18 protein-coding genes are annotated in these 21,729 nt (G+C 61.6%); 12 read left to right on the top strand and 6 right to left on the bottom strand.

Annotated features, from left to right (window positions below):
* A complete protein-coding gene (locus tag AC6IZO_RS04145) occupies nt 1–522 on the top strand; it encodes a CvpA family protein (protein ID WP_497808289.1) in 522 nt (173 codons plus the stop codon).
* 115 nt (nt 523–637) lie between these two features.
* Nucleotides 638–904: a helix-turn-helix domain-containing protein gene (locus AC6IZO_RS04140; protein WP_497808288.1), complete on the top strand. Its 267-nt coding sequence runs from the start codon at nt 638–640 to the stop codon at nt 902–904.
* A gap of 229 nt (nt 905–1,133) precedes the next feature.
* Here AC6IZO_RS04140 and AC6IZO_RS04135 read toward each other — a convergent pair whose 3' ends face one another.
* Entirely contained in the window at nt 1,134–2,459 is a 1,326-nt protein-coding gene (locus tag AC6IZO_RS04135; protein ID WP_497808287.1) for a hypothetical protein, read from the bottom strand.
* A 371-nt stretch (nt 2,460–2,830) separates the two neighbouring features.
* On the opposite strand from AC6IZO_RS04135, the gene AC6IZO_RS04130 reads away from it, so the two are divergent.
* Both AC6IZO_RS04130 and AC6IZO_RS04125 read left to right on the top strand, forming a co-directional pair.
* Nucleotides 2,831–3,142 (top strand): YtxH domain-containing protein, encoded by a 312-nt coding sequence (locus AC6IZO_RS04130; protein ID WP_497808286.1) that lies wholly within the window; start codon nt 2,831–2,833, stop codon nt 3,140–3,142.
* A 96-nt stretch (nt 3,143–3,238) separates the two neighbouring features.
* Entirely contained in the window at nt 3,239–3,748 is a 510-nt protein-coding gene (locus AC6IZO_RS04125) for a hypothetical protein (protein WP_497808285.1), read from the top strand.
* A gap of 116 nt (nt 3,749–3,864) precedes the next feature.
* Here the strand turns inward: AC6IZO_RS04125 and AC6IZO_RS04120 are convergent, their stop codons facing one another.
* Nucleotides 3,865–5,214 (bottom strand): NAD(P)/FAD-dependent oxidoreductase, encoded by a 1,350-nt coding sequence (locus AC6IZO_RS04120; RefSeq protein WP_497808284.1) that lies wholly within the window; start codon nt 5,212–5,214, stop codon nt 3,865–3,867.
* A gap of 108 nt (nt 5,215–5,322) precedes the next feature.
* Between AC6IZO_RS04120 and AC6IZO_RS04115 the strand changes: the two genes are divergently transcribed.
* Nucleotides 5,323–5,997 carry a TetR/AcrR family transcriptional regulator gene (locus tag AC6IZO_RS04115; RefSeq protein ID WP_497808283.1) on the top strand — a complete coding sequence of 225 codons (675 nt, stop codon included), beginning with the start codon at nt 5,323–5,325 and terminating at the stop codon, nt 5,995–5,997.
* Between the two features lie 140 nt (nt 5,998–6,137).
* Complete coding sequence (locus AC6IZO_RS04110) at nt 6,138–7,172, top strand: aldo/keto reductase (protein ID WP_497808282.1); 1,035 nt, start codon at nt 6,138–6,140, stop codon at nt 7,170–7,172.
* Nucleotides 7,173–7,513: 341 nt separating this feature from the next.
* On the opposite strand, the gene acs (AC6IZO_RS04105) is transcribed toward AC6IZO_RS04110, so the two are convergent.
* From acs (AC6IZO_RS04105) to AC6IZO_RS04090, 4 genes are all read right to left on the bottom strand, one after another.
* Nucleotides 7,514–9,481: an acetate--CoA ligase gene (gene acs, locus AC6IZO_RS04105; RefSeq protein WP_497808281.1), complete on the bottom strand. Its 1,968-nt coding sequence runs from the start codon at nt 9,479–9,481 to the stop codon at nt 7,514–7,516.
* Between the two features lie 365 nt (nt 9,482–9,846).
* A complete protein-coding gene (gene acs, locus AC6IZO_RS04100; RefSeq protein ID WP_497808280.1) occupies nt 9,847–11,760 on the bottom strand; it encodes an acetate--CoA ligase in 1,914 nt (637 codons plus the stop codon).
* Nucleotides 11,761–12,085: 325 nt separating this feature from the next.
* A complete protein-coding gene (locus tag AC6IZO_RS04095; RefSeq protein WP_497808279.1) occupies nt 12,086–13,693 on the bottom strand; it encodes a solute symporter family protein in 1,608 nt (535 codons plus the stop codon).
* On the bottom strand, nt 13,690–14,064 hold the full coding sequence (locus AC6IZO_RS04090) for a DUF485 domain-containing protein (protein WP_497808278.1): 375 nt from the start codon (nt 14,062–14,064) through the stop codon (nt 13,690–13,692). Before AC6IZO_RS04090 ends, AC6IZO_RS04095 begins: the two co-directional genes overlap by 4 nt.
* A gap of 706 nt (nt 14,065–14,770) precedes the next feature.
* On the opposite strand from AC6IZO_RS04090, the gene AC6IZO_RS04085 reads away from it, so the two are divergent.
* The 6 genes from AC6IZO_RS04085 (at nt 14,771) to AC6IZO_RS04060 (ending at nt 21,726) form a co-directional block, all read left to right on the top strand.
* Nucleotides 14,771–15,607, top strand: a complete 837-nt coding sequence (locus AC6IZO_RS04085) for a hypothetical protein (RefSeq protein WP_497808277.1) — start codon at nt 14,771–14,773, stop codon at nt 15,605–15,607.
* A 626-nt stretch (nt 15,608–16,233) separates the two neighbouring features.
* Nucleotides 16,234–16,857 (top strand): Crp/Fnr family transcriptional regulator, encoded by a 624-nt coding sequence (locus AC6IZO_RS04080; RefSeq protein ID WP_497808276.1) that lies wholly within the window; start codon nt 16,234–16,236, stop codon nt 16,855–16,857.
* Nucleotides 16,858–17,194: 337 nt separating this feature from the next.
* On the top strand, nt 17,195–17,572 hold the full coding sequence (locus AC6IZO_RS04075; RefSeq protein WP_497808275.1) for a c-type cytochrome: 378 nt from the start codon (nt 17,195–17,197) through the stop codon (nt 17,570–17,572).
* Nucleotides 17,573–17,958: 386 nt separating this feature from the next.
* The gene (locus AC6IZO_RS04070) at nt 17,959–18,729 is read left to right on the top strand and encodes a 4Fe-4S dicluster domain-containing protein (protein WP_497808274.1); all 771 of its coding nucleotides are present in this window, start codon (nt 17,959–17,961) and stop codon (nt 18,727–18,729) included.
* Nucleotides 18,726–19,913 carry an NrfD/PsrC family molybdoenzyme membrane anchor subunit gene (gene nrfD, locus AC6IZO_RS04065; RefSeq protein WP_497808273.1) on the top strand — a complete coding sequence of 396 codons (1,188 nt, stop codon included), beginning with the start codon at nt 18,726–18,728 and terminating at the stop codon, nt 19,911–19,913. Before AC6IZO_RS04070 ends, nrfD begins: the two co-directional genes overlap by 4 nt.
* The gene (locus AC6IZO_RS04060; RefSeq protein WP_497808272.1) at nt 19,903–21,726 is read left to right on the top strand and encodes a sensor histidine kinase; all 1,824 of its coding nucleotides are present in this window, start codon (nt 19,903–19,905) and stop codon (nt 21,724–21,726) included. The genes nrfD and AC6IZO_RS04060 overlap by 11 nt, the downstream gene beginning before the upstream one ends.
* Nucleotides 21,727–21,729: the final 3 nt, after the last annotated feature.

The raw sequence follows: 21,729 nt of genomic DNA, 5'->3' as shown, positions 1-21,729 counted from the left end.
ATGAACGGCCTTGATTGGCTGATCGCGGTGATTCTGGTTGTCTCCACGCTGCTGGCGGCGTCACGCGGCTTCGTGATGGAAGTGATTTCGCTGGCAGGAGCCGTTCTCGGCTACCTGCTGGCGGCGTGGAACTACCCTCGCGCGGCACAGTGGTTCCGGCCGTATGTGAACAGTGACTGGCTGGCGAGCGGATTCGGCTTTATCGTCATCTTTGTCGGCGTGCTGATTGTGGCCGGCGTGGTGGCGCGTGTGGTGCAGTGGGTGCTGAAGCAGGTTGGCGTAAGCTGGATGGATCGCCTGCTCGGCATGGGCTTCGGCCTCCTGCGGGGCGCAATGATCGTGGTTGTGCTGCTGCTGGGGATGACGAGTTTCGGACTGCATCCGGAGTCGGTTGCCAAGTCACGGATCGCACCGTTCTTCCTGACCGTGGCGCGGGGCTTCACCTGGGTTGGACCGGGCGAGCTTCGCCACCATTACCAGGACGGCCTGCGGGCGCTGGAAAACCTGCCGCACACGACGTAGCGGCCGGAGAGAGACAGCTTCACTCTGTTGTTCTGTAGATTGAATTCTTACGAGCTTTCCCTGGGACGGGGCTCCCTGGAAAGAAAGGGAAACGAGGCGCACGGTGAAAGAACAGTTGGAAGCACTTGTATCGCAGATGTACCAGAGCGGAATTCTCTATTCGGAAGCGGTTCGCGAATTCAAGAAGCGGTTCATCATCACCGTGCTGGAGCAGAACAACGGCAACCAGTGTAAGGCGGCGCGCCAGTTGGGCATGCACCGCAACACGCTCAGCCGCACCATTGCCGAGCTGAAGCTGGACGTGCGGGCCATCCGCACCGGCACGCGGCGTCCGCCGCGCAGCGCGCAGCCTCTGGTGATGGAGAAGAAGATCGCCCGCTAGAGCGCTTCCCTGCCGCATGGGCAGAGGCATTTCAAGATACACGAGAGGCAGCCCAAGGGCTGCCTCTTTGCATTGCACGGCACACCGTCGTTACCGCTCGCGGCTGAACAGCAGATCCTTCGTCGCTGCGCTCCTCAGGATGACGCCGTCTCTTTCACTTTCAACTAGCAATTCTGAAGACAAGAAAAGGGCGGCCCGAAGGCCGCCCTCGTCGCATACTCGATTGCGTCTACTTTGCCGGCTTCTTGGCGGCGGGGTGGGCCGCCGGAGCTTTCTTTGCAGGCTCTTCCACGGCCGACTTGCCGATCAACTGGCCATCGCTCATCTTCATCAGGAAGACGGTCGGGGTGGCCTTCTGGTCGCTGGTGTATTCGGTCGGAACGCCTTGGAAGGTGATGTCGGTGCCGACGATCTTGGCGGCCTTCGCAGCCGAGATCGGAGCGGTCATCGTCAATTCGATATCCGCCTTCTTGTCGTTGATGGAGTCTTCGCTGCCGGCCAGCATCAGAACCTTGGTGGTGGCGCTGATGACGCGGGCTTGCGCCTGAATCGGCTTGCCCTTGGCGGCGGTCCAGACAGCGTTCACGTCGGCTTCCGTGCCGTACTCAAGGATGAACTGCCACTCGGCAAAGGCCATCTTGTCAGGAGACTTCTTCGACAGCATCTCGTGCGCCTGATCGGCGGGCGACGGAGCCGGGGCAACCTTGAAGTCAGCCGGAACCGCCGTCTGATCCTTCGAGGAAGCAATCAGCGCATCCCAGCCATCTTCGCCGCCATGGTAGCGAACGTACTTGTAATGGCCGTAGCGCTTCCATTCCGCCTGCGCGGCGGCCGGAGCCAGGTTGATGGCGCGGGCGATCCAGAACAGGCCTTCCACCTGAATCGGCTTCGGCTCAAGGTAGCTGATGGCCAGATAGTAGGTGGCATAGGCGTCGGCGGGCTGGGCTTTCACCAGGTCCATCAACGCGGGCTGCGCCGTCGGATAATCCTTCACCGAGATGGCGGCCAGGGCCACCGACCAGTCGAACATGGTGTAACGGAAGGTGTTCTTCTTGGTGTTCCAGTCGGCGTCGGAGATGCCTTCAGGCTTCTTGACGGTCTCCAGCAGCTTGAGGCCGCGCTGCGCCAGCGCGCCGGCATCGGCGAGTTGCTGCGCGGACTCCGGTGCGCCCGCATTCTGCTGCGCGGCGGTGCGCTCCAGGTAGCTGACAAACGCCAGCGAAGTCAGGTTGTTCGGGTCCGCCGCCAGGCAGCGCTTGCCGGCATCGAGCACCTTGGGAACATTCTGCGTCTGCACGTAGGTGTTCACCAGGGTCTCCAGGGACTCTACCTTCATCACAGTGTTGGGGTAGGTGGTGAGGAAGCTTTCCAGCTGGGCGGCGCGCTGTGTAGCGTCCGCAGCACCAGTGGCGGCCATGTAAGCGTTGTACTCGGCCGGATCCTTGATCACTTTTTTCTGTTCTTGCGCTGGCGCGCCCGCGGCAGGCGATTGGGCAAACGAATAGGCCGACAGAACCAATGACGCAATCAGAAAGGTGAGTAGCGACTTCTTCATTCGAAGGCTCCTTAGAACACTGCAGATGTCGAGAATTCCCCTGCCAGGCGCACAAATTTGGCCAAGCCAGTTGCCGCGTCAGGGACGATCGTCACACCAACGACTGAACGACGGACGGCACCACCACCGCATACGTTACAGCACGCTGAAATTGCGATTATAGGGAGCGGCGCACCCTCGCGCAAGTTTTGTCGGCAAGGAAAATCAGCAAGGCAGTATCCGCCTGCTGGAGGGACTGTCAAGGCGGCTTGAAGGCCCCTGTTTCGAGCCGTCCGGCCCTGCATTTTTGCGGCGGAATCCACCGCCTGCGACTTGCCCCGGCTCAGGCGCAGTGCTAGCATTCGAGCTTTGGTACTCCATGGAGGAGACTTATGGCTGAAGATAACAGCAGCGGAATCTTGTGGTTTCTCGCCGGGCTCGGAGTGGGTGCGGCACTGGGTGTTCTGTACGCGCCCAAGTCGGGCAAGGAGACGCGCGAAGCGATCATGACGGCTGCCGAGGAAGGCTCGGAGTTCGTGCGTGACCGCGCCCGCCAGTATCGCGACCAGGCCGGACAGTGGATGGAGCGCGGCAAGGAGGCGATGGAGCAGCAGAAGGACCAGCTCCGCAATGCCTTTGAAGCCGGGCGCGCCGCCTACCGCGAAGCCAACGTGCCGGCCGCAACCGAAGAAGCAAAGAGCTAACTTTCGACATTCGATCCGGCCGGAGGGCGCGCGCAAGCGTTCTCTCCGGCATACCGCGTGCGGCGCCCTCAGCAGCTCCGCGCCGAGAGAGACTTCATGAACTCAACCTTGCTTACCTTCTTCATCGGCGTCACCTCGGTCGCCGTCATCCTGCAGATGGTCTGCCTGATCGCACTGGCGCTCTCTGCGCGCAAGATGGCGCAGGAGGTCTCTGCCCTGTCGCGGCACCTGGAAGAGGACGTGATCCCCGCCGTGAAGCAGGCGCACGAACTCATCAAGGCCAACACCGAGAAGCTGAATGCCGTGATGGAAAACACGCTGGTGACCACCACCATCTTCCGCACGCAGATTGAGCGGCTTTCGGCCACGGTGGACGACATTGTGGACCGCACACGGCTGCAGGTGATGCATGCCGACGAAGTGGTCTCGCGCACCATTGAACGCGTGGAGGAGACGGCCGCGCATGTGCAGCACACCGTGCTCTCGCCCGTGCGCAAGCTCTCCGCCGTGCTGACCGGCATTGTGGCCGGCTTTGGCGAATACACCGCCGGACGCAAGGTGCAGCACGCCCGCAACGCCGTACCCCGCGACGAGATGTTCATCTAGACTTTCAGCAATGCAAGCGAAAGCGGCGCGAACTTCGCGCCGCTTTTCTGTTTTGTACTCGCAATACACCGGCACGTCTGAATCTGTGCCCTTTCAAAGTTCGCACCCGGCTGCACTCACTCCGGGTCGCGCTCCATCTCGGCTTCCATGGCGATCTGCAACTCCTCGGCGCTCGAGTTGGCTTCGTGAATCTCTCCCTTGCGCATGGGCGTGACCGAGCGGCTCTGCCCGGTGATGAGTCGCGCGCCGCGCGTGAAGCGCATGTACGACCACAGCCACTGCAACAACACCATCAGCCGGTTCTTGAAGCCGATGAGGAAGTAGATGTGGATGAGCAGCCAGGCCAGCCACGCGGTGAAGCCTGAGAAGCCGAAGTTGCCATAGGCTCCGACGGCGGCCGAGCGGCCGATGGTGGCAAGGCTTCCCTTGTCCCAGTAGCGGAACGGACGGCGCGGCGCGTTGCGCTGGTCGGAGAGAATGGTGCGTCCGGCGAACTGGCCCATCTGGATGGCGGCAGGAGCAACGCCCGGCACGGGCTGCCCACTGGCCTGCATGATGGAGGCGAGGTCGCCGAGAACGAAAACGTTGGGATGGCCGGGAATGCTCAGGTCGGGATTGACCTTGACGCGTCCGGCGCGGTCGACGGGCACGCCCAGCTTGGCGCCCAGCGGAGAGGCCGCCACGCCCGCGGCCCACAGCACCACACTGGCCGGAACCTTGCGGTCGCCGAGCATGATGTGGTCCGGCGCGATGGCCGTGACCGGCACTCCGGTGAAGACCTCGACGCCGATCTTCTGCAACTGCTCCACGGCGCTCTTGGAGAGCTTCTCCGGATAGGTGTGCAGAATGCGCGGACTACCTTCGATGAGTAGCACACGCGAGGCCGCCGGGTCGATGGCTCGGAAGTCGTCGGCGATGACCTGGTTGGCGATTTCCGCCAGCGCGCCTGCCAGCTCCACGCCCGTTGGGCCTCCACCCACGACCACGAGATTCAGCGGCGGCGTGACCTTGCCCAGGCGCTTATCGCGTTCGGCAATCTCAAAGGCCAGCAGCACGCGGCGGCGAATTTCAATCGCATCTTCCAGCGTCTTGAGGCCCGGCGCGAGCGGCGCCCATTCGTTGTGTCCGAAGTAGGCGTGCGTAGCGCCGGAGGCAACGATGAGGTAATCGAAGCCGATCGAGTCATCGTCCATGATGACCCGGCGCTTCACCAGATCAAAGCCGGTCACCTCCTCCAGAAGCACTTCAACGTTCTCGTACTCCTTGAAAATGGCGCGGATGGGCACGGCTATATCGGCCGGGTTGAGGCCGGCGCTGGCCACCTGGTAGAGCAACGGCTGGAATGTGTGATGATTGCGGCGGTCGACGATGGTGATATCAAACTCGTGCGCGGCCAGCGTGCGTGCGGCGTAGAGTCCTGCAAATCCGCCGCCTACGATAACTACATGGGGTCGTCTGGGTGCCATAATTGAGCTTACACGAGTTTGATTCGCCGAAACTGCCGGAAGATTCGGCAGAAATGCGCCAAGGCATTGACGAATAGGAATTTTGTGATAAAGTAAGTAATCACTTACATGAAGTGCCTGCACCGCATCTGCGCCGAAGACCGCCGCAACCAGGTATTGGAAGTGGCCGGTGAGCTGTTTGCCCGCCAGGGTTTTGACGGCACCACCACGCGCGCCATTGCGGCCCGCGCCGGGGTCAATGAAGCCATCATCTTCCGCCACTTCCCCAGCAAGGAACAGCTCTACCGCGCAGTGCTGGAAAAGAAGACGGCAGAATGCGGCCTGGCTCCGCAGATTGTCGGCATTCTGCAGCGCGGAGACGATGTACGCGCGCGGCTGACGGAAGTCACCACGCTGATGCTGCGCTCGCGCACGGCCGACCCGGAGCTGACGCGCCTGTTCCTTTACAGCGCGCTCGAAGGCCACGAGCTTTCCACGGGCTTCATGCGCTCCTACATGACGCAGTCAATCCTGAAGCTGGCGGAGTTTCTGCGGGCGGCCATGAAGCGCGGCGATGTGCGCAAGGGCAACCCGGAGATCATGTCCCGCTCGTTCTTCGGCATGATGACCCACTACATCCTGCTGCATGACCTGTTTGCCGGAGACCGCCACCTGGACCACACACCCGAGAACGTGGCGCGCCAGGTGGTGGATCTGTGGCTCGACGGCATCCTGCCCGATGATTCTCCGATGCGCGTGCCGGAGCACCCCAAGCGCGCACGCAAAACACCGGAAGCCCGTTAAGTAGAACTTCAGCCGATTCCCTGCACTGCGCGGCAATCGCACGCTGACACCTCCACCCACAATCGCCCGCTCTCGCGCTTGCCCGCTTCCCGGCGCGCGGGTAGTATCGTTGGCATCGTCTTTCGGGGGTGGAAAACGAAATGAGCGAAACGAATTCCCGTCGTCAATTTCTGAAGGCCAGCGGCGCCGTCACGGCCGGACTGGTTGTTTCCAGCGTTACCGGGCAGGCTGCCAGCAAGCTGCCTCCAATGCCGCAGAATCCGCGCACGCAGCAAGCCATGCCCACGCGCAACCTGGGCAAGACCGGCTACCGCGTCGGCATCTTCTCGTTGGGCGGGCAGGCCGCCATTGAGCAGCCAAACAACGCCGACGTGGCGGTGCCGATTGTGGAGCGCGCCATTGATCTGGGCGTGAACTACATTGACACAGCTGCTCAGTACGGCGGCGCCGACCGCTGGTCGCAGAAATACATTGGCCAGGTGATGAAGACGCGCCGCAACGAGGTCTACCTGGCGAGCAAGACGCACGACCGCTCGCGCGACGGCTCACTGCGTCTGCTGGAAGAAACCTTGAAGCTGCTGAACACCGACCACCTCGACGCATGGCAGCTCCACCACATCACCACGCAGTCGGACGTGGACCAGATCTTCGCCAAGGGCGGCGCCATCGAGGCCATGCAGCAGGCGCTCGACCAGAAGATGGTGCGCTTTGCCGGCGTGACCGGCCACACCGACCCCGACCTGCTCATCCAGTGCATCGAGCGCTTCCCGTTCAATCAGATCCTGATGGCCGTCAATGCCGCCGACCCGCATAAACTCAGCTTCCGCCAGAAGCTGCTGCCGCTGGCGGTGGAGAAGCAGATGGGCATCATCGGCATGAAGATTCCGGCGCGCGGACGCATCCTCTCGTCGTGGAAGCCGACGACGACGCCAACCAATCCGTGGGAGGGCGCGGGGCCGAAGCCCGGCGTGCTGAACATGCGCGAGGCCATGTATTACACGCTCTCACTGCCAGTCAGCACAGTCATCATCGGCTGCGATTCGATTGCGCAACTGGAGGAGAACGTGAAGCTGGCGCACGAGTTCACCCCGCTCAGTGAGCAGCAGATGGCCTCACTCAGCGAGCGCACCGAACCCATCGCGCGGCAGGCATTGTTCTTCCGCCGCTGGGCGTAGCGAAACTGTTCCCTGTTTTCAGTTCCCGGCTCCCAGACAATGGTTCCCAGACACAAGAACGCCGCTCTTGCGAGCGGCGTTCCTTTTCTTGGGCGCAATTGTTTTGCAGGTGACTGGCGACTGAACAGGCTGCGAACCTAGTACACGCAGATGGCGGAGTCACTGACTCCCGCAGGGGCTGAAGCCCCCGGCTCATTCCGCTCCTTGCGGCACGGCTAAAGCCGTTCCCTTTCAAAGCGCGGTGCGTGTTACCGCTCGCTGGGGCAGGAGGGACCCTGCACCCATCTCATCGCCGGCTGCCAACCTCCGACATTTCGGACGTTCGGCAACCCGGCCGGAGCCTACTCGTCGCTCTCTTTCAGCTTTGCCAGCACGCCGAAATCTTCGAGCGTGGTGGTATCGCCTTTCACGTCGCCGCCGCTCGCCAACTCACGGAGCAGTCGCCGCATGATCTTGCCGCTGCGCGTTTTGGGCAGCTGATCGGTGAAGCGGATATCGTCCGGCTTCGCCATCGCGCCGATTTCCTTTGCCACCCAGGCGCGCAACTCATCTTTCAATTCCTTGCCCGGCGCGTAGCCGCTCTCCAGTGTAACGAAGGCGGCCACGGCCTGTCCCTTCAAATCGTCGGGACGGCCCACAACAGCGGCTTCCGCCACCTTCGGGTGGGCGACCAGCGCCGACTCGATTTCCATGGTGGACAGGCGATGCCCGCTGACGTTGAGCACGTCATCGACGCGGCCCATCACCCAGAAGTAGCCATCCTGGTCGATGCGAGCGCCGTCTCCGGTAAAGTAGACGCCGGGGATGTCGCTCCAGTACTGCTTTTTAAAGCGGTCGGGATCGCCCCAGATGGTGCGCAGCATGGAAGGCCACGGCTTGCGCACGATGAGGTATCCGCCGGAGCCGAGCGGCACGCGTTCGCCCTCACGGGTGACGACCTCGGCGGCAATGCCGGGGAACGGGCGCGTGGCCGAACCGGGCTTGGTGGCAATGGCGCCGGGCAGCGGCGTGATCATGATGGCGCCCGTCTCGGTCTGCCACCAGGTGTCCACGATGGGACAGCGCTCCTTGCCGATAACCTCGCGATACCACATCCACGCCTCGGGGTTGATGGGCTCACCCACCGAGCCGAGCAGGCGCAGGCTGCTGAGGTCATGGCGGTTGGGATACTGCTCGCCCCACTTGATGAACGTGCGGATGGCGGTGGGCGCGGTGTAGAAGACGTTGACACGGTACTTCTCGATGATCGCCCAGAAGCGGTCGAGGTCCGGGAAGTTCGGCGCGCCTTCATACATCAGCGCGGTGGCGCCGTTCTGCAGCGGCCCGTAGACGATGTAGCTGTGTCCGGTGACCCAGCCGATGTCGGCGGTGCACCAGTAAACATCCTCGTCGCGGAGGTCGAAGACCCACTTGGCGGTGAGGTAGGTGCCGACCGAATAGCCGCCCGTGGTGTGGACGATGCCCTTCGGCTTGCCCGTGGTGCCACTGGTGTAAAGGATGTACAGCGGATCTTCGGAGTCGAGTTGCTCGGCCGGGCACGAAGGCGCGGCGTTGGCCATCAGCTCATGCCACCAGTGGTCACGGCCCGGGTGCATGGTCACTTCACTGCCCGTGCGCTTGTAGACGATGACGTGCTTGACGGTCGGGCACTTCTCCACCGCCTCGTCGACGGTGGCTTTCAGCTTGACCTCGGCGCCACGGCGGAAGCCGCCATCCTGTGTGATGATGGCCACGGCTTCCTGGTCATTTACGCGGTCGACAATGGCATTGGCCGAGAAGCCGCCGAAGATGACCGAGTGCACCGCGCCAATGCGCGCACAGGCCAGCATCGCTACCGGCAGCTCCGGCACCATGCCCATGTAGACGGCCACGCGGTCGCCCTTCTTAATGCCAAGCCCCTTGAGCACGTTCGAGAACTTTTCGACCTCGGTGAGCAGTTGCTGGTAGGTCAACGTGCGCGAGTCGCCCGGCTCGCCCTCCCAGATGAGAGCGGCCTTGTTGCGGCGCCAGGTGGCAACGTGACGGTCCAGACAGTTGTAGGAGAGATTGATTTTGCCGCCGACAAACCACTTCGCCCACGGCGCATCCCACTCCAGCACCTTCTGCCACGGGTGGAACCAGTGAAGTTCCTTGGCGATCTCGCCCCAGAACTTCTCAGGGTTCTCAATGGACTCCTTGTAGACGCGCTCGTACTCTTCCACGCTCTTGATGTGCGCCGAGGCAGCGAACTCCGCTGGCGGGGGAAATACGCGGTTCTCGTGCAGTACGGAATCGATGTTCGCTTGGGCTGCGCCCGGTATGCTTGCCATCCGAGGTCTTCCTCCAATTGGTAATTGCTCGCCGGTGTTGCCGGTTACGCCGTGCAGGAGGGGTTCGGGCCTGCACGGAAAGGACGTGGCTGCGGCCGGGTTGGGCCGCGGAGATCTGAGAGTGTTCGGCTTTCCAAGTGAGCGCCGATGGAAGGCCTTGACTTGTGAAGCCTGTGATCGTGCTGGGGGCCTTCGCATCCCAGGTTAGCCTCGCTACGCGAGCCGAACCTGGGGCACCCAACTTTCTGAGCATGCAGCGCCTGAACTTTCGTGTTCGGGTGCTCCCAGCTTCTTTAACCTTCCGAAGCGGGAGGCCCCACGCGCTCCCGCTCCGAGATTGGACGCACAAAAAGCGTTTCGGTTGCTTATTGTTCCAGGGTTGAAATGTCGCCGATCTCCTGGCCGGTCTCTTTGGCCTTGAGATAGCGGCGCATGATCTTGCCGGAACGAGTCTTGGGCAGCGCGGTCACGAACTCGATGGCCGAAGGTGTTGCGATCGGGCCAAGCTCGCGGCGCACATGCTCGGTCAGTGTGGCGGCCAGTGTGTCACTGGGGTTGTGCCCGGCACGCAGCATGACGAAACACTTGATGGTCTCGCCCTTGAGTGCGTCGGGGATGCCGATGGCAGCGGCCTCGCCCACTGCGGGGTGCGAGACCAGTGCGCTCTCCACTTCGGCAGTGCCGATACGGTGACCGGCCACGTTCAGCACGTCGTCGGCGCGGCCCAGCACGGCAATGTAGCCGTTCTCATCCTTGATGGCCACGTCGCCCGTGACGTACATGCCGGGTATCTGCTTCCAGTCGCGCTCGTAGCGCGCGGGGTCTTTCCAAGCGGTGCGCATCATGTGCGGGAACGGACGTTTGAGCACCAGCCTTCCGCGAATGTTGGCCCCCACGGGCTTGCCTTCGTTATCCACCACATCGGCTTCCACGCCGGGCAGCGCCACACCGGCCTTACCCGCGTAAACCGGCATGGTGATGGGCGTGCCGAGCGTCGGCCCGGCGAGTTCGGTCTGCCACCAGTTGTCGACCACATAGCCCCACTTGCCATCGCCCGCAAGATACGTCTGCGCCCAGCGCCAGGCTTCAGGGTTGAGCGGCTCGCCCGCGCAGGCGATGACGCGTAGCGTGCTCAGGTCATGCGAACTGGGAAGCTGTTCGCCGTAGCGCATGAACATGCGGATGGCCGTGGGCGCGGTAAACATCTTGCTCACGCCATAGCGCTCCACAATCTCCCAGGCCACGCCGGGGTTTGGCCAGTCGATGGCGCCCTCGCGGAAGAGCGTGGTGCAGCCGGTGACGAGCGGCCCGTAAACGATGTAGCTGTGGCCAACGATCCAGCCGATGTCGGAGGTGCACCAGAAGATGTCGCGCGGGCTGACGTCGAGAAACGCCTGCATATGGTACGCGGTGCCGACCATGTAGCCGCCGTGCACATGGACCACGCCCTTGGGCTTGCCGGTGGTGCCGCTGGTGTAGAGGATGAACAGCGGATCCTCCGAATCCATCTCCTCCGCTGGACACTCGGAGGAGAACTTCATCAGATCGTAGAAGTTCAGCTCGCGCGAACTGGCCGGCTTCCACTCGCCGCCACTGCGCGGGTAAACAATGACATGCTCCACCATCTCAAGGCCGTCGATGGCCTGGTCGACAATGGGCTTGAGCGGCACGGGCTTGCCGCGGCGCACGCCGTATTCACCGGCAATGACGACCTTGGCTTCGGCATCGAGAATGCGGTCGCGCAGCGCGGTGTGCCCCAGTCCGGCGTAGACCACCGAGTGAATGGCGCCGATGCGCGCGCACGCCAGCATGGCCACCACGCCTTCAATGGTCAGCGGCATGTAGATGATGACGCGGTCGCCCTTGCGCACGTCAATGGACTTGAGGCCGTTGGCGAAGCGGCAGACCATGCGGTAAAGCTGGCCGTAGGTGACGACGCGCTCGGTGCCGTCCTCACCAAGCCAGATATAGGCGACGCGGTTGAAGCGGTCGCTCTTGGCGTGGCGGTCGAGGGCGTTGATGGTAATGTTGGTGCGCGCGCCGGTAAACCACTTGTGGTTCACGCCGTCCCACTCGCACACCTTCTGCCACTTGCGGCTCCAGGCAAACTTTTCCGCCTGCAGGCTCCAGAACAGGTCATTTTCTTCAATACTGCGTTTGTACTCCGAGGCGAAGTCGCGCAGCAATGCGTTTTCGCTGACGATGCTAGGGGCGTCGTAGCCGGTCTCGTGCTCGTAAACGCCCGGCTCCTGGCTGACGGCATGCGTAGGGCTGCTCATGCGGTGTTGCTCCGAGTGTGGTGTAACCGATGAAGTTATGGACTGCGTTGACGACCATGCAGCCTCACCCCGAGGCTGCCGCCGCCCGGCTCCCTTGCCATCCTCCCCGGAGCCACCTGCGGCATGACCGCGGAATCATAATTCAAATCCTTGTGGGTGCGCGAGAAAAATGAGACGCGAAGAAAAGGCATCACCCGGCCTGCCGTGGCGGCAGGTGAATCACCTCGCCCGGCGGGCTGCCCACCCGCCGGACAAAGCACAATTGACGTGTCGCGTTCCTGGGCGCGAGCAGCGAGAAAGCCTGCCCGCGCCCGCCCCGCGATGCTTAGTGCGCGGTGGCCTTCTCTGCCCCGAGGCCGGTGTTGGCGCGCACTTCCAGCTCCACCCACTTCTCTTCGCTGGCTTCATTGTGCCGGCCCAGCATGGTTCCCAGCCATGCCCCGGCAAAGCCAATGGGGATGCTGAGGATGCCGGGGTTTTCCAGCGGGAAGATGGGCGCATGTTGAATCATGTGGCGCGCCGCTGCCGCCGTGGCTGCCGTGTCGATGCCCATCACGCTCGGTCCGATGAAGATGAGCACGATGGAGGCAACCAGTCCTGCGCCGAGGCCGCAAACCGCACCGGCGGTATTGAAGCGCTTCCAGAAGATCGACATCACGATAACCGGCAGGTTCGCCGAGGCCGCGACGGCAAAGGCCAATGCCACAAGGAAGGCCACGTTGGCCGTGGGGCCAAGCGCAATGGCAATCGCCATGGAGATGGCTCCGACGACGAAGGCCGCAATGCGGGCCACACGCCGTTCCTCACCCGGATGCGATTCGCGCCCGTCGCGGATGATGTTCGTCCAGACGTCGTGCGCAAACGAGGTGGAGGCCGAGATCGTCAGCCCGGCAACGACCGCGAGAATAGTGGCAAACGCGATGGCGCAGATGAAGGCGAAGAACACGTCTCCGGCGATCACCTTGGCCAGCAGTGGGGCACTCATGTTGGTGCCGCCGTTCTTGACGATGAAGTCACGGCCGACGATGGTGGCCGCGCCAAAACCGAGGAACGTGGTCATGATATAGAAGGCGCCGATGAGCACCATGGCCCACACCACGGAGTGGCGCGCGGTCTTGGCGTCCGGCACCGTGTAGAAGCGCACCAGAATGTGCGGCAGACCGGCGGTGCCAAAGATGAGCGCCATGCCCAGCGAGATCAGCTCCAGCGGCCCGTTCGGCGGCTTGAAGCGCAGACCGGGCGTCATGAAGTCCTTGGTGACCTGCACGCCCTTCTCGGTGTAGGTCACCTTGCTGACGGCGTCAAAGAACTCATAGAAGCTGAAGTGGAAGTGCGCCATCACCAGAATGGACAGCAGCACGGTTCCGGCAATCAGCAGTACGGCCTTGATGATCTGCACCCATGTGGTGGCGATCATTCCGCCAAAGACAACATAGACGATCATCAATATACCGACGCCGATGACCGCCCAGTGGAACGGAATGTGACTTTCCTTGAGCAGCAGCGCCACGAGGGCGCCGGCGCCGACCATCTGCGCGATCATGTAGAAGGTGCTGACCGTCAGCGTGCTCAGCGAAGCCATGGCACGCACCGGACGCGGGTTCAGGCGGTAGGCAAGCACGTCGGCCATGGTGTACTTGCCGGTGTTGCGCAGAGGCTCGGCCACAATCAGCAGCACGGTGAGATAGGCCACCAGCCAGCCCACCGAGTACATGAAGCCGTCATAGCCGAAGAAGGCAATGAGGCCCGCGATGCCCAGGAACGACGCCGCGCTCATGTAGTCGCCGGCAACGGCCACGCCGTTCTGCCAGGCAGTGATGCGGCGGCCAGCCGCGAAGTAGGAGGCTGACGACGACGAGCGCCGCGAGGCCCAGAAGGTGATGCCGAGGGTGACGGCAATGAAGGAGAGGAACAGCAGCAGGGTGGTGTTCATGCAGCGCGGTCTCCTTGATCGTCTTTCAGCAGCCCTTCCTTCTTCAGGTGTTGCATGATGTGTTCGCCGTAGGTGTCAAACTTCTTGGCCGCCTGCACGTAGGCAGCGGCAATTCCCCAGGCCACAAAGAACTGGGAGAGTGCGAACAGATACGCAAGGTTCACCGACCCCCACACTCGCGTGGCCATGAAGTTCGGCGCGTAGCCGACCAGTACCGGCAGCAGGAAGTAGTAGACGACGAAGAACACCGTCGCCGGAATCACAAACTCTTTCTTCGCCAGCAGCAGCAGGCGAAATTCATCCATCTCCGCAACGCGGTCCCAATTGCTTTTGACCACGGGCGGCTCCTCCATCTTCGTGACCGTTGCCATCCTTTGCCTTCCTCCAGCGGACACGGCGGTGCGCCTCCGCTCTCACTTGCTTCCACGGTTCACTGCACCCGCGGGCGCGTGTGCTGGCAGCACAATCGCACCGGCGATTTCCTGGCTTGGATTCCCTTCAGTCCGTGCACAACCCACAACTGGTGAAGCCCAACGGCTGGCCCATGATGGATCGACGACTGCGTAGACCGCCCCGGGGACCCCACCCCGGGACAGAAAGTGCGCGGAAGCATACTTCAACTCTTGCGGAACGCAAACACTTTTCTTACGGAATTTTCACGCAGAGCCAAAACGGTCTCCAATCCCCTCTGTCGTTTTGCCCCTCCGTGAAGGCGAGATCCAGGCGACGACGTCTCGCCGCGAAATCCATTGGACGCAATAGGCGGGCTCAGGTACACTCCGTTGCCATAAGGCAATTCTGTAACTTGTTGACCTGCGGGAGGGTGCCCGCAGGCAACTCAAGATTTCAGCACCGAACTAGCGCAGACGTTTGGCGGCCATGGACCGGCGGGCGCCGCGCACAGGACGGCTCTGTGCCGCAGCATTCACGCAGCATCCTCGCTGAAGGACATGAGCAGACTTTTGAAGCCGACGATGTAGCGGGACAGATTTGACCGATGCATGGCCGTGAACGAAACACCGCCCGGGCCAGACGGCGTTTCAAGGGCTACGGGACTCAACCACAAGGAGACCACCGATGCGCACTCCGCGCTTCCGGCAGTTTGCAGTTGCAACGCTTCTTGCACTCACCCTCTTCCCGATGGCTCTGGCACAGGCCCCGGCCCGCAAGAAAGAGTCCGACGCTGAATGGATCGCACGCACCGCCGCTCTGTACTACTCCCCCACCCGGCAGAAGATGATTAGCTACGAGTGCACCGTGCATCCCCGATGGGAATCGCTATTGGCCCAGGCCTCTCCGGGCAAGCCGGTTTCGGCGGACGATCCATTCCTCGCGTCCCTCAATCGAATCAATGTAACGGTCTCAGTGCGTGTGGGAGATCCAGAGGTCAAGTTGAAATGGAACATTCCGAAAGACCTCGACGTCACAGAGTCCCAGCTCTCCAAGGTGGAGAAGCTTGCGACCCATGCGAACCAAATGCTCTACGGCGCAGCATTGTTCCTACAGTCCTATTACGGCGAAACGATAGCGCCGAAAGACACGAAAGATCTGAAGCTGACTCCACTTCCCACCGGGATGAAGGTTCAATCATTCGATTCCGCCCCAAACAGGGCTCCTGCGAACTCGGTTGCGCTGTTCGATTCCAATCGGATATTGACGCAGGTCCAGTCGACATCAAAGGATGGGGTGACCACCATTTTGCCCCACTTCCACCACACCGAGAACGGACTGCTCCTCGATGCCGTGGAAACAACGTTGGCCCCGACGAACCTGCCCAAGGAAAAGTACACGCACGTCCTACTGAACTTTGGGTATCAGCGCATCGGCAACCATGAAATTCCAAGCCGTGTGGACATTCAAGAGAATGATGACGGGTGGGAAGGCTTCACCTTCAACCAGTGCACGGTTCGCTAATACGAACCGGCAGTTCGCCGCTCGACAAAATACTTACGCAGGTGCTTGCCGGCCACCCGCGCCAGTGAAGGCGTGGTGTGGTGTTGAGTAGGATCAGCCAGGAATCAGAAAGGTGTAGCAAAAAGACAAGGGGCGGTTCGCGCATGGGGATGGGATGGTCTAATCTCGACATTCAACGCGCCGGCTTCGCAAGGCGAAGCAACTGGTTCCACGCAGGTTGGGTGGTGTGGAGGGTGATCCTGCGCTTCACCGTGCGCGTCTCGCCAAGTAAGGACCTGAGCGCGAAACGCCCCTGATCAATTGCCCGTAGTTTGCACCTGGGGATTGTGAAAGTCTGTAATTCGTATCACAATGATTTTGTGATATAAGTCACGTTAGGAACTCCTGCGGCCTCACAACCGGGAAAGCGACTCCGGCCGACCGCACGGCGGTCATCGCCACGTTCGCTTGCAATGGCGAAAACCGGCGGGTCCTGAACATTTGCATCGTTTCGCAACTGTTCGTAGTCACATAGTAGTAACGGGGAGGGAGTCGTGGGATCACCTTACGGCTTGGAACTGGTAGAAAATTGCGTAATTTGCAAGCTGCGCACCGATAGTTTCTTTTGTGGACTGCCGAAGGCGTCGATGGATGCCTTTGAGAAGATCAAGTTCACGGCAGCCTATCCTGCGGGTGCCGTGCTGTTCGTGGAAGGCCAGTCTCCGCGCGGCATTTACATGCTCTGCAAAGGCCGCGTGAAGCTCTCCACCACCTCCTCAGACGGAAAGACGCTGATCCTGAAGATCGCCCAGCCCGGCGAAGTGCTGGGCCTGCACGCCACCGTCAGCGGAACCCCTTACGAAATCACCGCCGAAACCGGCCAGCCCTGCCAGTTGAACTTCATCAAGCGCGAAGATTTTCTGCGCTTCCTGCAGACGCACGGCGATGCCTGCCTGAAGGCAGCACAACACCTGAGCCGCGATTGCCAGTCGGCCTATCAGCAGATACGCTCGCTCGGCCTCTCGCACTCTGCCCCGGAGCGCCTGGCGCGCCTCCTGCTGGAATGGAGCGCCGGAGAAGGCGCAGACGAGCAAGGCATGCGCATTAAAGTCGCGTTGACGCACGAAGAGATTGCACAGATCATTGGCACCTCGCGCGAGACCGTTACACGCACGCTGGCAGACTTCCGCAAGAAACAGATTGCGGTGTTGAAAGGCTCAACGTTGATGATCCGCAACAAGCCGGCACTGGAGCGGCTAGTCGGCTCATAACGCATCGCTGTTGTGAATCACTACTTGTCAATCAAGATATTTAGCCCGATTCCCAATTCGGGATTTTTTCTGAACGGTGCGTTTTGTAATTCTGAGAGCACCCCGGAGCACTGTTGCAACCCGCAACAGTCGCGGAGAATCACCACTTTTGGGGAGTTGCGATTCTCAACAGTTGTACATCCGCCATGCCCGTGGGGCACTTCCTCCCGTGACCTGCGTCACATTCGCATTCCTGCTTAGAGACCATAGTTCGCGCAGATGGAGTGTTCGAAGACTCCATCGGTAGTGACCTGAAACGCGTGCGGGCCTGCACGGAAGGCCTGACGCTGGTGCTACTGTGCGCAATGCACTTTTAGTCCGAGCCAGCCAGACCGGACGCACTTTCCGGTTCTTCTTATGGTCTGCGCTCTTTCTCTTTGTTTGTAATTTGCCATCCTTTTTACAGGCGGCGCCACCAGTCTCCGGTGTTTATGCCGAACACTGCGCGGGATGCCACGGCCCCACGGGCCGGGCGGATACTCCCTTTGCAAGGAAGTACAACCTGCGGTCATTCGCCTCACCGGAGTTTCAAAACAGCAACGAGCAAGCAATTGCGGACTGGATTGTGAGTGGGGGGCCGGAAAAGCTCTCTTCCCACCGGTTCGCCAGAAAGGGCGTCACCCCAGAGGATGCCGTCCGGCTTGCCGTTTATGTAAAGCAGTTGGGCCGAAGCTAGCCCGGAGCAGGGTGCAAGCCGAGGCGCGACGGCGTCCGGCGGGACTTCTGAAAAGCACCCGAAGGATCTCCGGCGGTTCCGCGCACGCAGCGGAGCCGGATGTGCAAGCAATCGCGGAGGTTCCGCGAGGGCAAGTTGTGGAAGTTGCGGCCAAGTTTCGTGGCCGGGATTTCACGGCGCGCCGCCTGCACCCCAAGCCGCCAGGCAGGGGAAACGCGACAGCACACCCAGGGCGAGTGAGCGAAGGGCTCAGCCGCCCGGCCAGTGGTAAGGAACTGCGACCTCATTCTTCCGGGAATTTGAAAAATTCTTGGCCGGAACAACTCCGGCCGTACCGTGGATTCCAGCGTGCTTGGCGAAAAGGGCTCCACGGGTCAGGAGAGCGTATGAGCAAGGCGATTCTGTATGACGCCACACTCTGCATCGGTTGCAAACAGTGCGAGGACGCCTGCGCGCAGCAGAACAAGCTGCCTTATAACGACAAGGTCGCAGCCGAACCGGTGCAGTCCGATCACAAATTCACCGTTGTGCTGCAAAAAGAAGACAAGTTCATGCGCCGGCTCTGCATGCATTGCGAAGAACCGGCCTGCGCCTCGGTCTGCCCCGTCGGCGCCTTCCACAAGACCAAGGAAGGCCCGGTAGTTTATGACCTCTGGAAATGCATTGGCTGCCGCTACTGCATGCTGGCCTGCGCCTATTCGCAGCCAAAGTACGAATGGGGTTCGCTGAATCCGCGGGTCCGCAAGTGCATCATGTGCCCGGACCGCGTGGCCGCCGGTAAGCCCACGGCCTGCGCGGAAGCCTGCCCGACGGGCGCCACCAAGTTTGGTGAGCGCGCTGCGCTGCTGGCCGAAGCCAAGGAACGCATCCAGAAGAACCCGACGCAATACCAGCCCACCGTTTACGGCGAGAAGGAACTGGGCGGAGGCTCGGTGTTCATCCTCTCCGCGCAGTCGCCCGTTGAGTACGGCTATCCCAAGCCGGAGAAGCTCGGCGAAACGCCGCTTCCCTTCTACACCGGCCGTGTCATGAATCTGATGCCCGACTTCATTCCGCTCTGGGCGTTGATTCTGGGCGGCATCTACTGGGTCTGCAACCGCCGCCAGGAAGTGGCCGTTGCCGAGGCGGAGGAAAAGATGAACGGAGGTGCGCGATGAAGTTCGAGATGCCCAAACTGACCGTCTGGCGTGCCATCTTCGTCGTCATCATGATGCTGGGGATCTACTCGACCTACGTCCGCTACTTCCGGGGACTGGGCGCGGTCTCCAACATGAGCGACGCGTTCCCGTGGGGCCTGTGGATTGGCTTCGACTGCCTGTGCGGCATCATGCTGGCCGCCGGCGGCTTCTGCGTAACGGGCGCCGTGTACCTGTTCGGCGTGGAGCGGCTGCACTCGATCGTGCGGCCCACCATCCTGACCGCGTTCCTCGGCTACTGCCTGTTCATCGTCGGCCTGCTGTTCGACCTCGGACGTCCGTGGTTCATCTGGCACTTCTTCCTGTACCAGAACCTGCACTCGCCGATGTTTGAAGTGGGCATGTGCGTGATGACCTACACCACCGTTCTGTTCTTCGAGTTCCTGCCCAACGTGTTTGAGCGGTTCAACTGGAAGCTCGGAATGAAGCTGGTGAAGTTCATTTACCCGGTGCTGGTGGTGGCGGGCATCCTGCTCTCCACGTTGCACCAGAGCTCGCTCGGCTCACTGTATCTGATCCTACCCGAGAAGCTGCATCCCTTCTGGTATTCGCCGGCACTGCCGTTCTTCTTCTTCGGCTCGGCTATCTGCGTGGGCATTGCCATGACGATCTTCGAGTCCACGGTGAGCGCGCGCGCCTTTGGCCGCTCTCTGGAGACTCCGGTGGTGGTGGAACTGGGCGGCGCACTGCTCGTCGCGCTGTGGGTCAACTTCCTGCTGCGCATGCAGGACTACTTCCACCGCGGCGTCTTCGGCATGATCTTCAAGCCGAGCTACGAGGCCTACTTCCTGTGGGCGGAGTTGCTGCTGGCCTTCATCATCCCGATCACGATGCTCAGCTTTAAGAAGGTCCGTCTGAACCCGGATCTGCTGTACTACGTGGCACTCAGCTCGCTGTTGGGGTTTGTGACCAACCGCCTGAACGTCAGCGTGACCGGCCTGGAGACCTGGGCGGGACAGCACTTCTTCCCCAAGTGGACGGAGTTCAGCATCACGCTGATGATCTGCGCCATGGGCTTTTTCCTGTTCTCGATGGCGGTGAAATTCCTGCCGATCTTCGAGGATGGACACCACCAGGCGCCGCCTGTGCCAAAGCACGTACCGTTGCCGAAGCATGAAGAACCTGTGCTGAGCCATGTCAATTAGCAACAACAACCCGGACTCCCGCGGCGACGAACCGCGGGAGCGCCCCGGCAGTTCTGGAGCGGAAGAGAGCGCGGCGCATACCCACGCCAGCGCCGACTTCCGCCCCGGTGCACCCTCGCATCCGGCGGTGCTGCCGGTGGCGCATCAATCGACCTTCAAGCCGATTGTCGACGCCGGCAAGCGCCAGCACCGCTACCGGTTGCGTCCGCCGATCCGGCACGTTGCCACCAAGCTGATTGTGCTGCTGGTGGTGCTGCTCTCGGTGACGCTGGTGGCGATCGGCTATCTGAACGTGCGCGTGCATGGACGCCATCTGCAGCAGAGCACCCTGCGCGCGGCGGCCAACATCGCCGACGTCATCAAGCGCAGCACGTCGTATTACATGATGCGCAATGACCGCGAGGGCCTTTACGAGATGATGAACACCATTGCCGATCAACCCGGCGTGGTGCGCATCCGCATCATGGCTCCCGACGGCCGCATCAGTTACTCGACGGAGCCGAAAGAAATCGATGCCGTCATCAGCAAGCAGGACCCGGCTTGCATTGCCTGCCACCGTGATGGCGTGCAGAAGGCCTCGATTGGCGGCGACGAGCGTTTCCGCATCTTCAACGACGACGGCGTGCGGGTCATCGGCACTATTTCGCCGATTGAAAACGAGCCTTCCTGCAGCAACGCGGCCTGCCACGCACATCCGGCAAATCAGCGGATACTCGGCATCCTCGATACGGAGATGTCTCTGCAATATGCCGATGCCAGCCTGGCCGAGACCAACCGCACCTTCGCCATCTATACGGTCTGCGGAATTCTGTTCATCACCATTCTCATCTGGTACGCGGTTCGCAAGGTGCTGCACAAGCCGCTCTCCATCCTGCGAGCGGGCACGGAGCGGCTGGCAATGGGAGAGCTCGGTTACCAGATCGAAGTCGGCTCGGAGAACGACGAGGTTGGCCAACTTGCGGCAAGCTTCAACAGCATGAGCAGCCAGCTGCTCGATGCGAGACGCGAGATTACCAGCTGGACGCACACGCTGGAGCAGCGCGTGGAGCAGAAGACCGGCGAGCTGCGCCGCGCTCACGACCAGATGCTGAAAGTGGAGCGCATGGTCTCCATCGGCAAGCTGGCAGCCGTGGTCGCGCATGAGATCAACAACCCGCTGGCCGGTATTTTGACCTATGCCAAGCTGCTGAAGAAATGGATTGAGCAAGGCATCAAGACCGACGAAAAAAAGAAGGAAGCCGTCGACTGCCTTGACCTGATTGCCAGCGAGAGCCGCCGCTGTGGCGACCTGGTGAAGAACCTGTTGACCTTTTCGCGGACCTCTCCCATCAACCTGGAGAGGACGGACATCAACCTGATTGTGGTGCGCTGCACCAAGCTGGTACAGCACAAGGCGGAGACGCAGTCGGTGGTGATGGTTGCCGACTATGGCAGCAACCTTCCGGCCATTCTGTGCGACGCCGCGCAGGTGGAACAGGTGCTGCTGGCACTGATCATGAACGCCCTCGACGCCATGCCGCGAGGCGGCAACCTGTGGGTAAGCACGCGGCTGCTCGGCGGCGAGGTCGAGCTGCAGGTGCGCGACGACGGCACGGGCATTCCGCCCGAGCTGATGAACAAGATCTTCGAGCCGTTCACCACCACAAAGGAAGTGGGCAAAGGCGTTGGGCTTGGACTGGCCATCGCCAAGGGCGTGGTGGAGCGCCACGGCGGACGCATTGAGGTCGACTCCGAACTGGGAGTGGGCACCACGTTCCGCATCTATCTCCCGCTGGAAGCAAGGCTCCAGGAGGAGCCGCCGGCGGGTCAATGAGAA

The sequence above is a fragment of the Oryzophilus luti genome (assembly GCF_059726245.1).
Note: the sequence above shows the minus strand (reverse complement) of the source record. Positions and strands in the feature narration are given on the sequence as shown.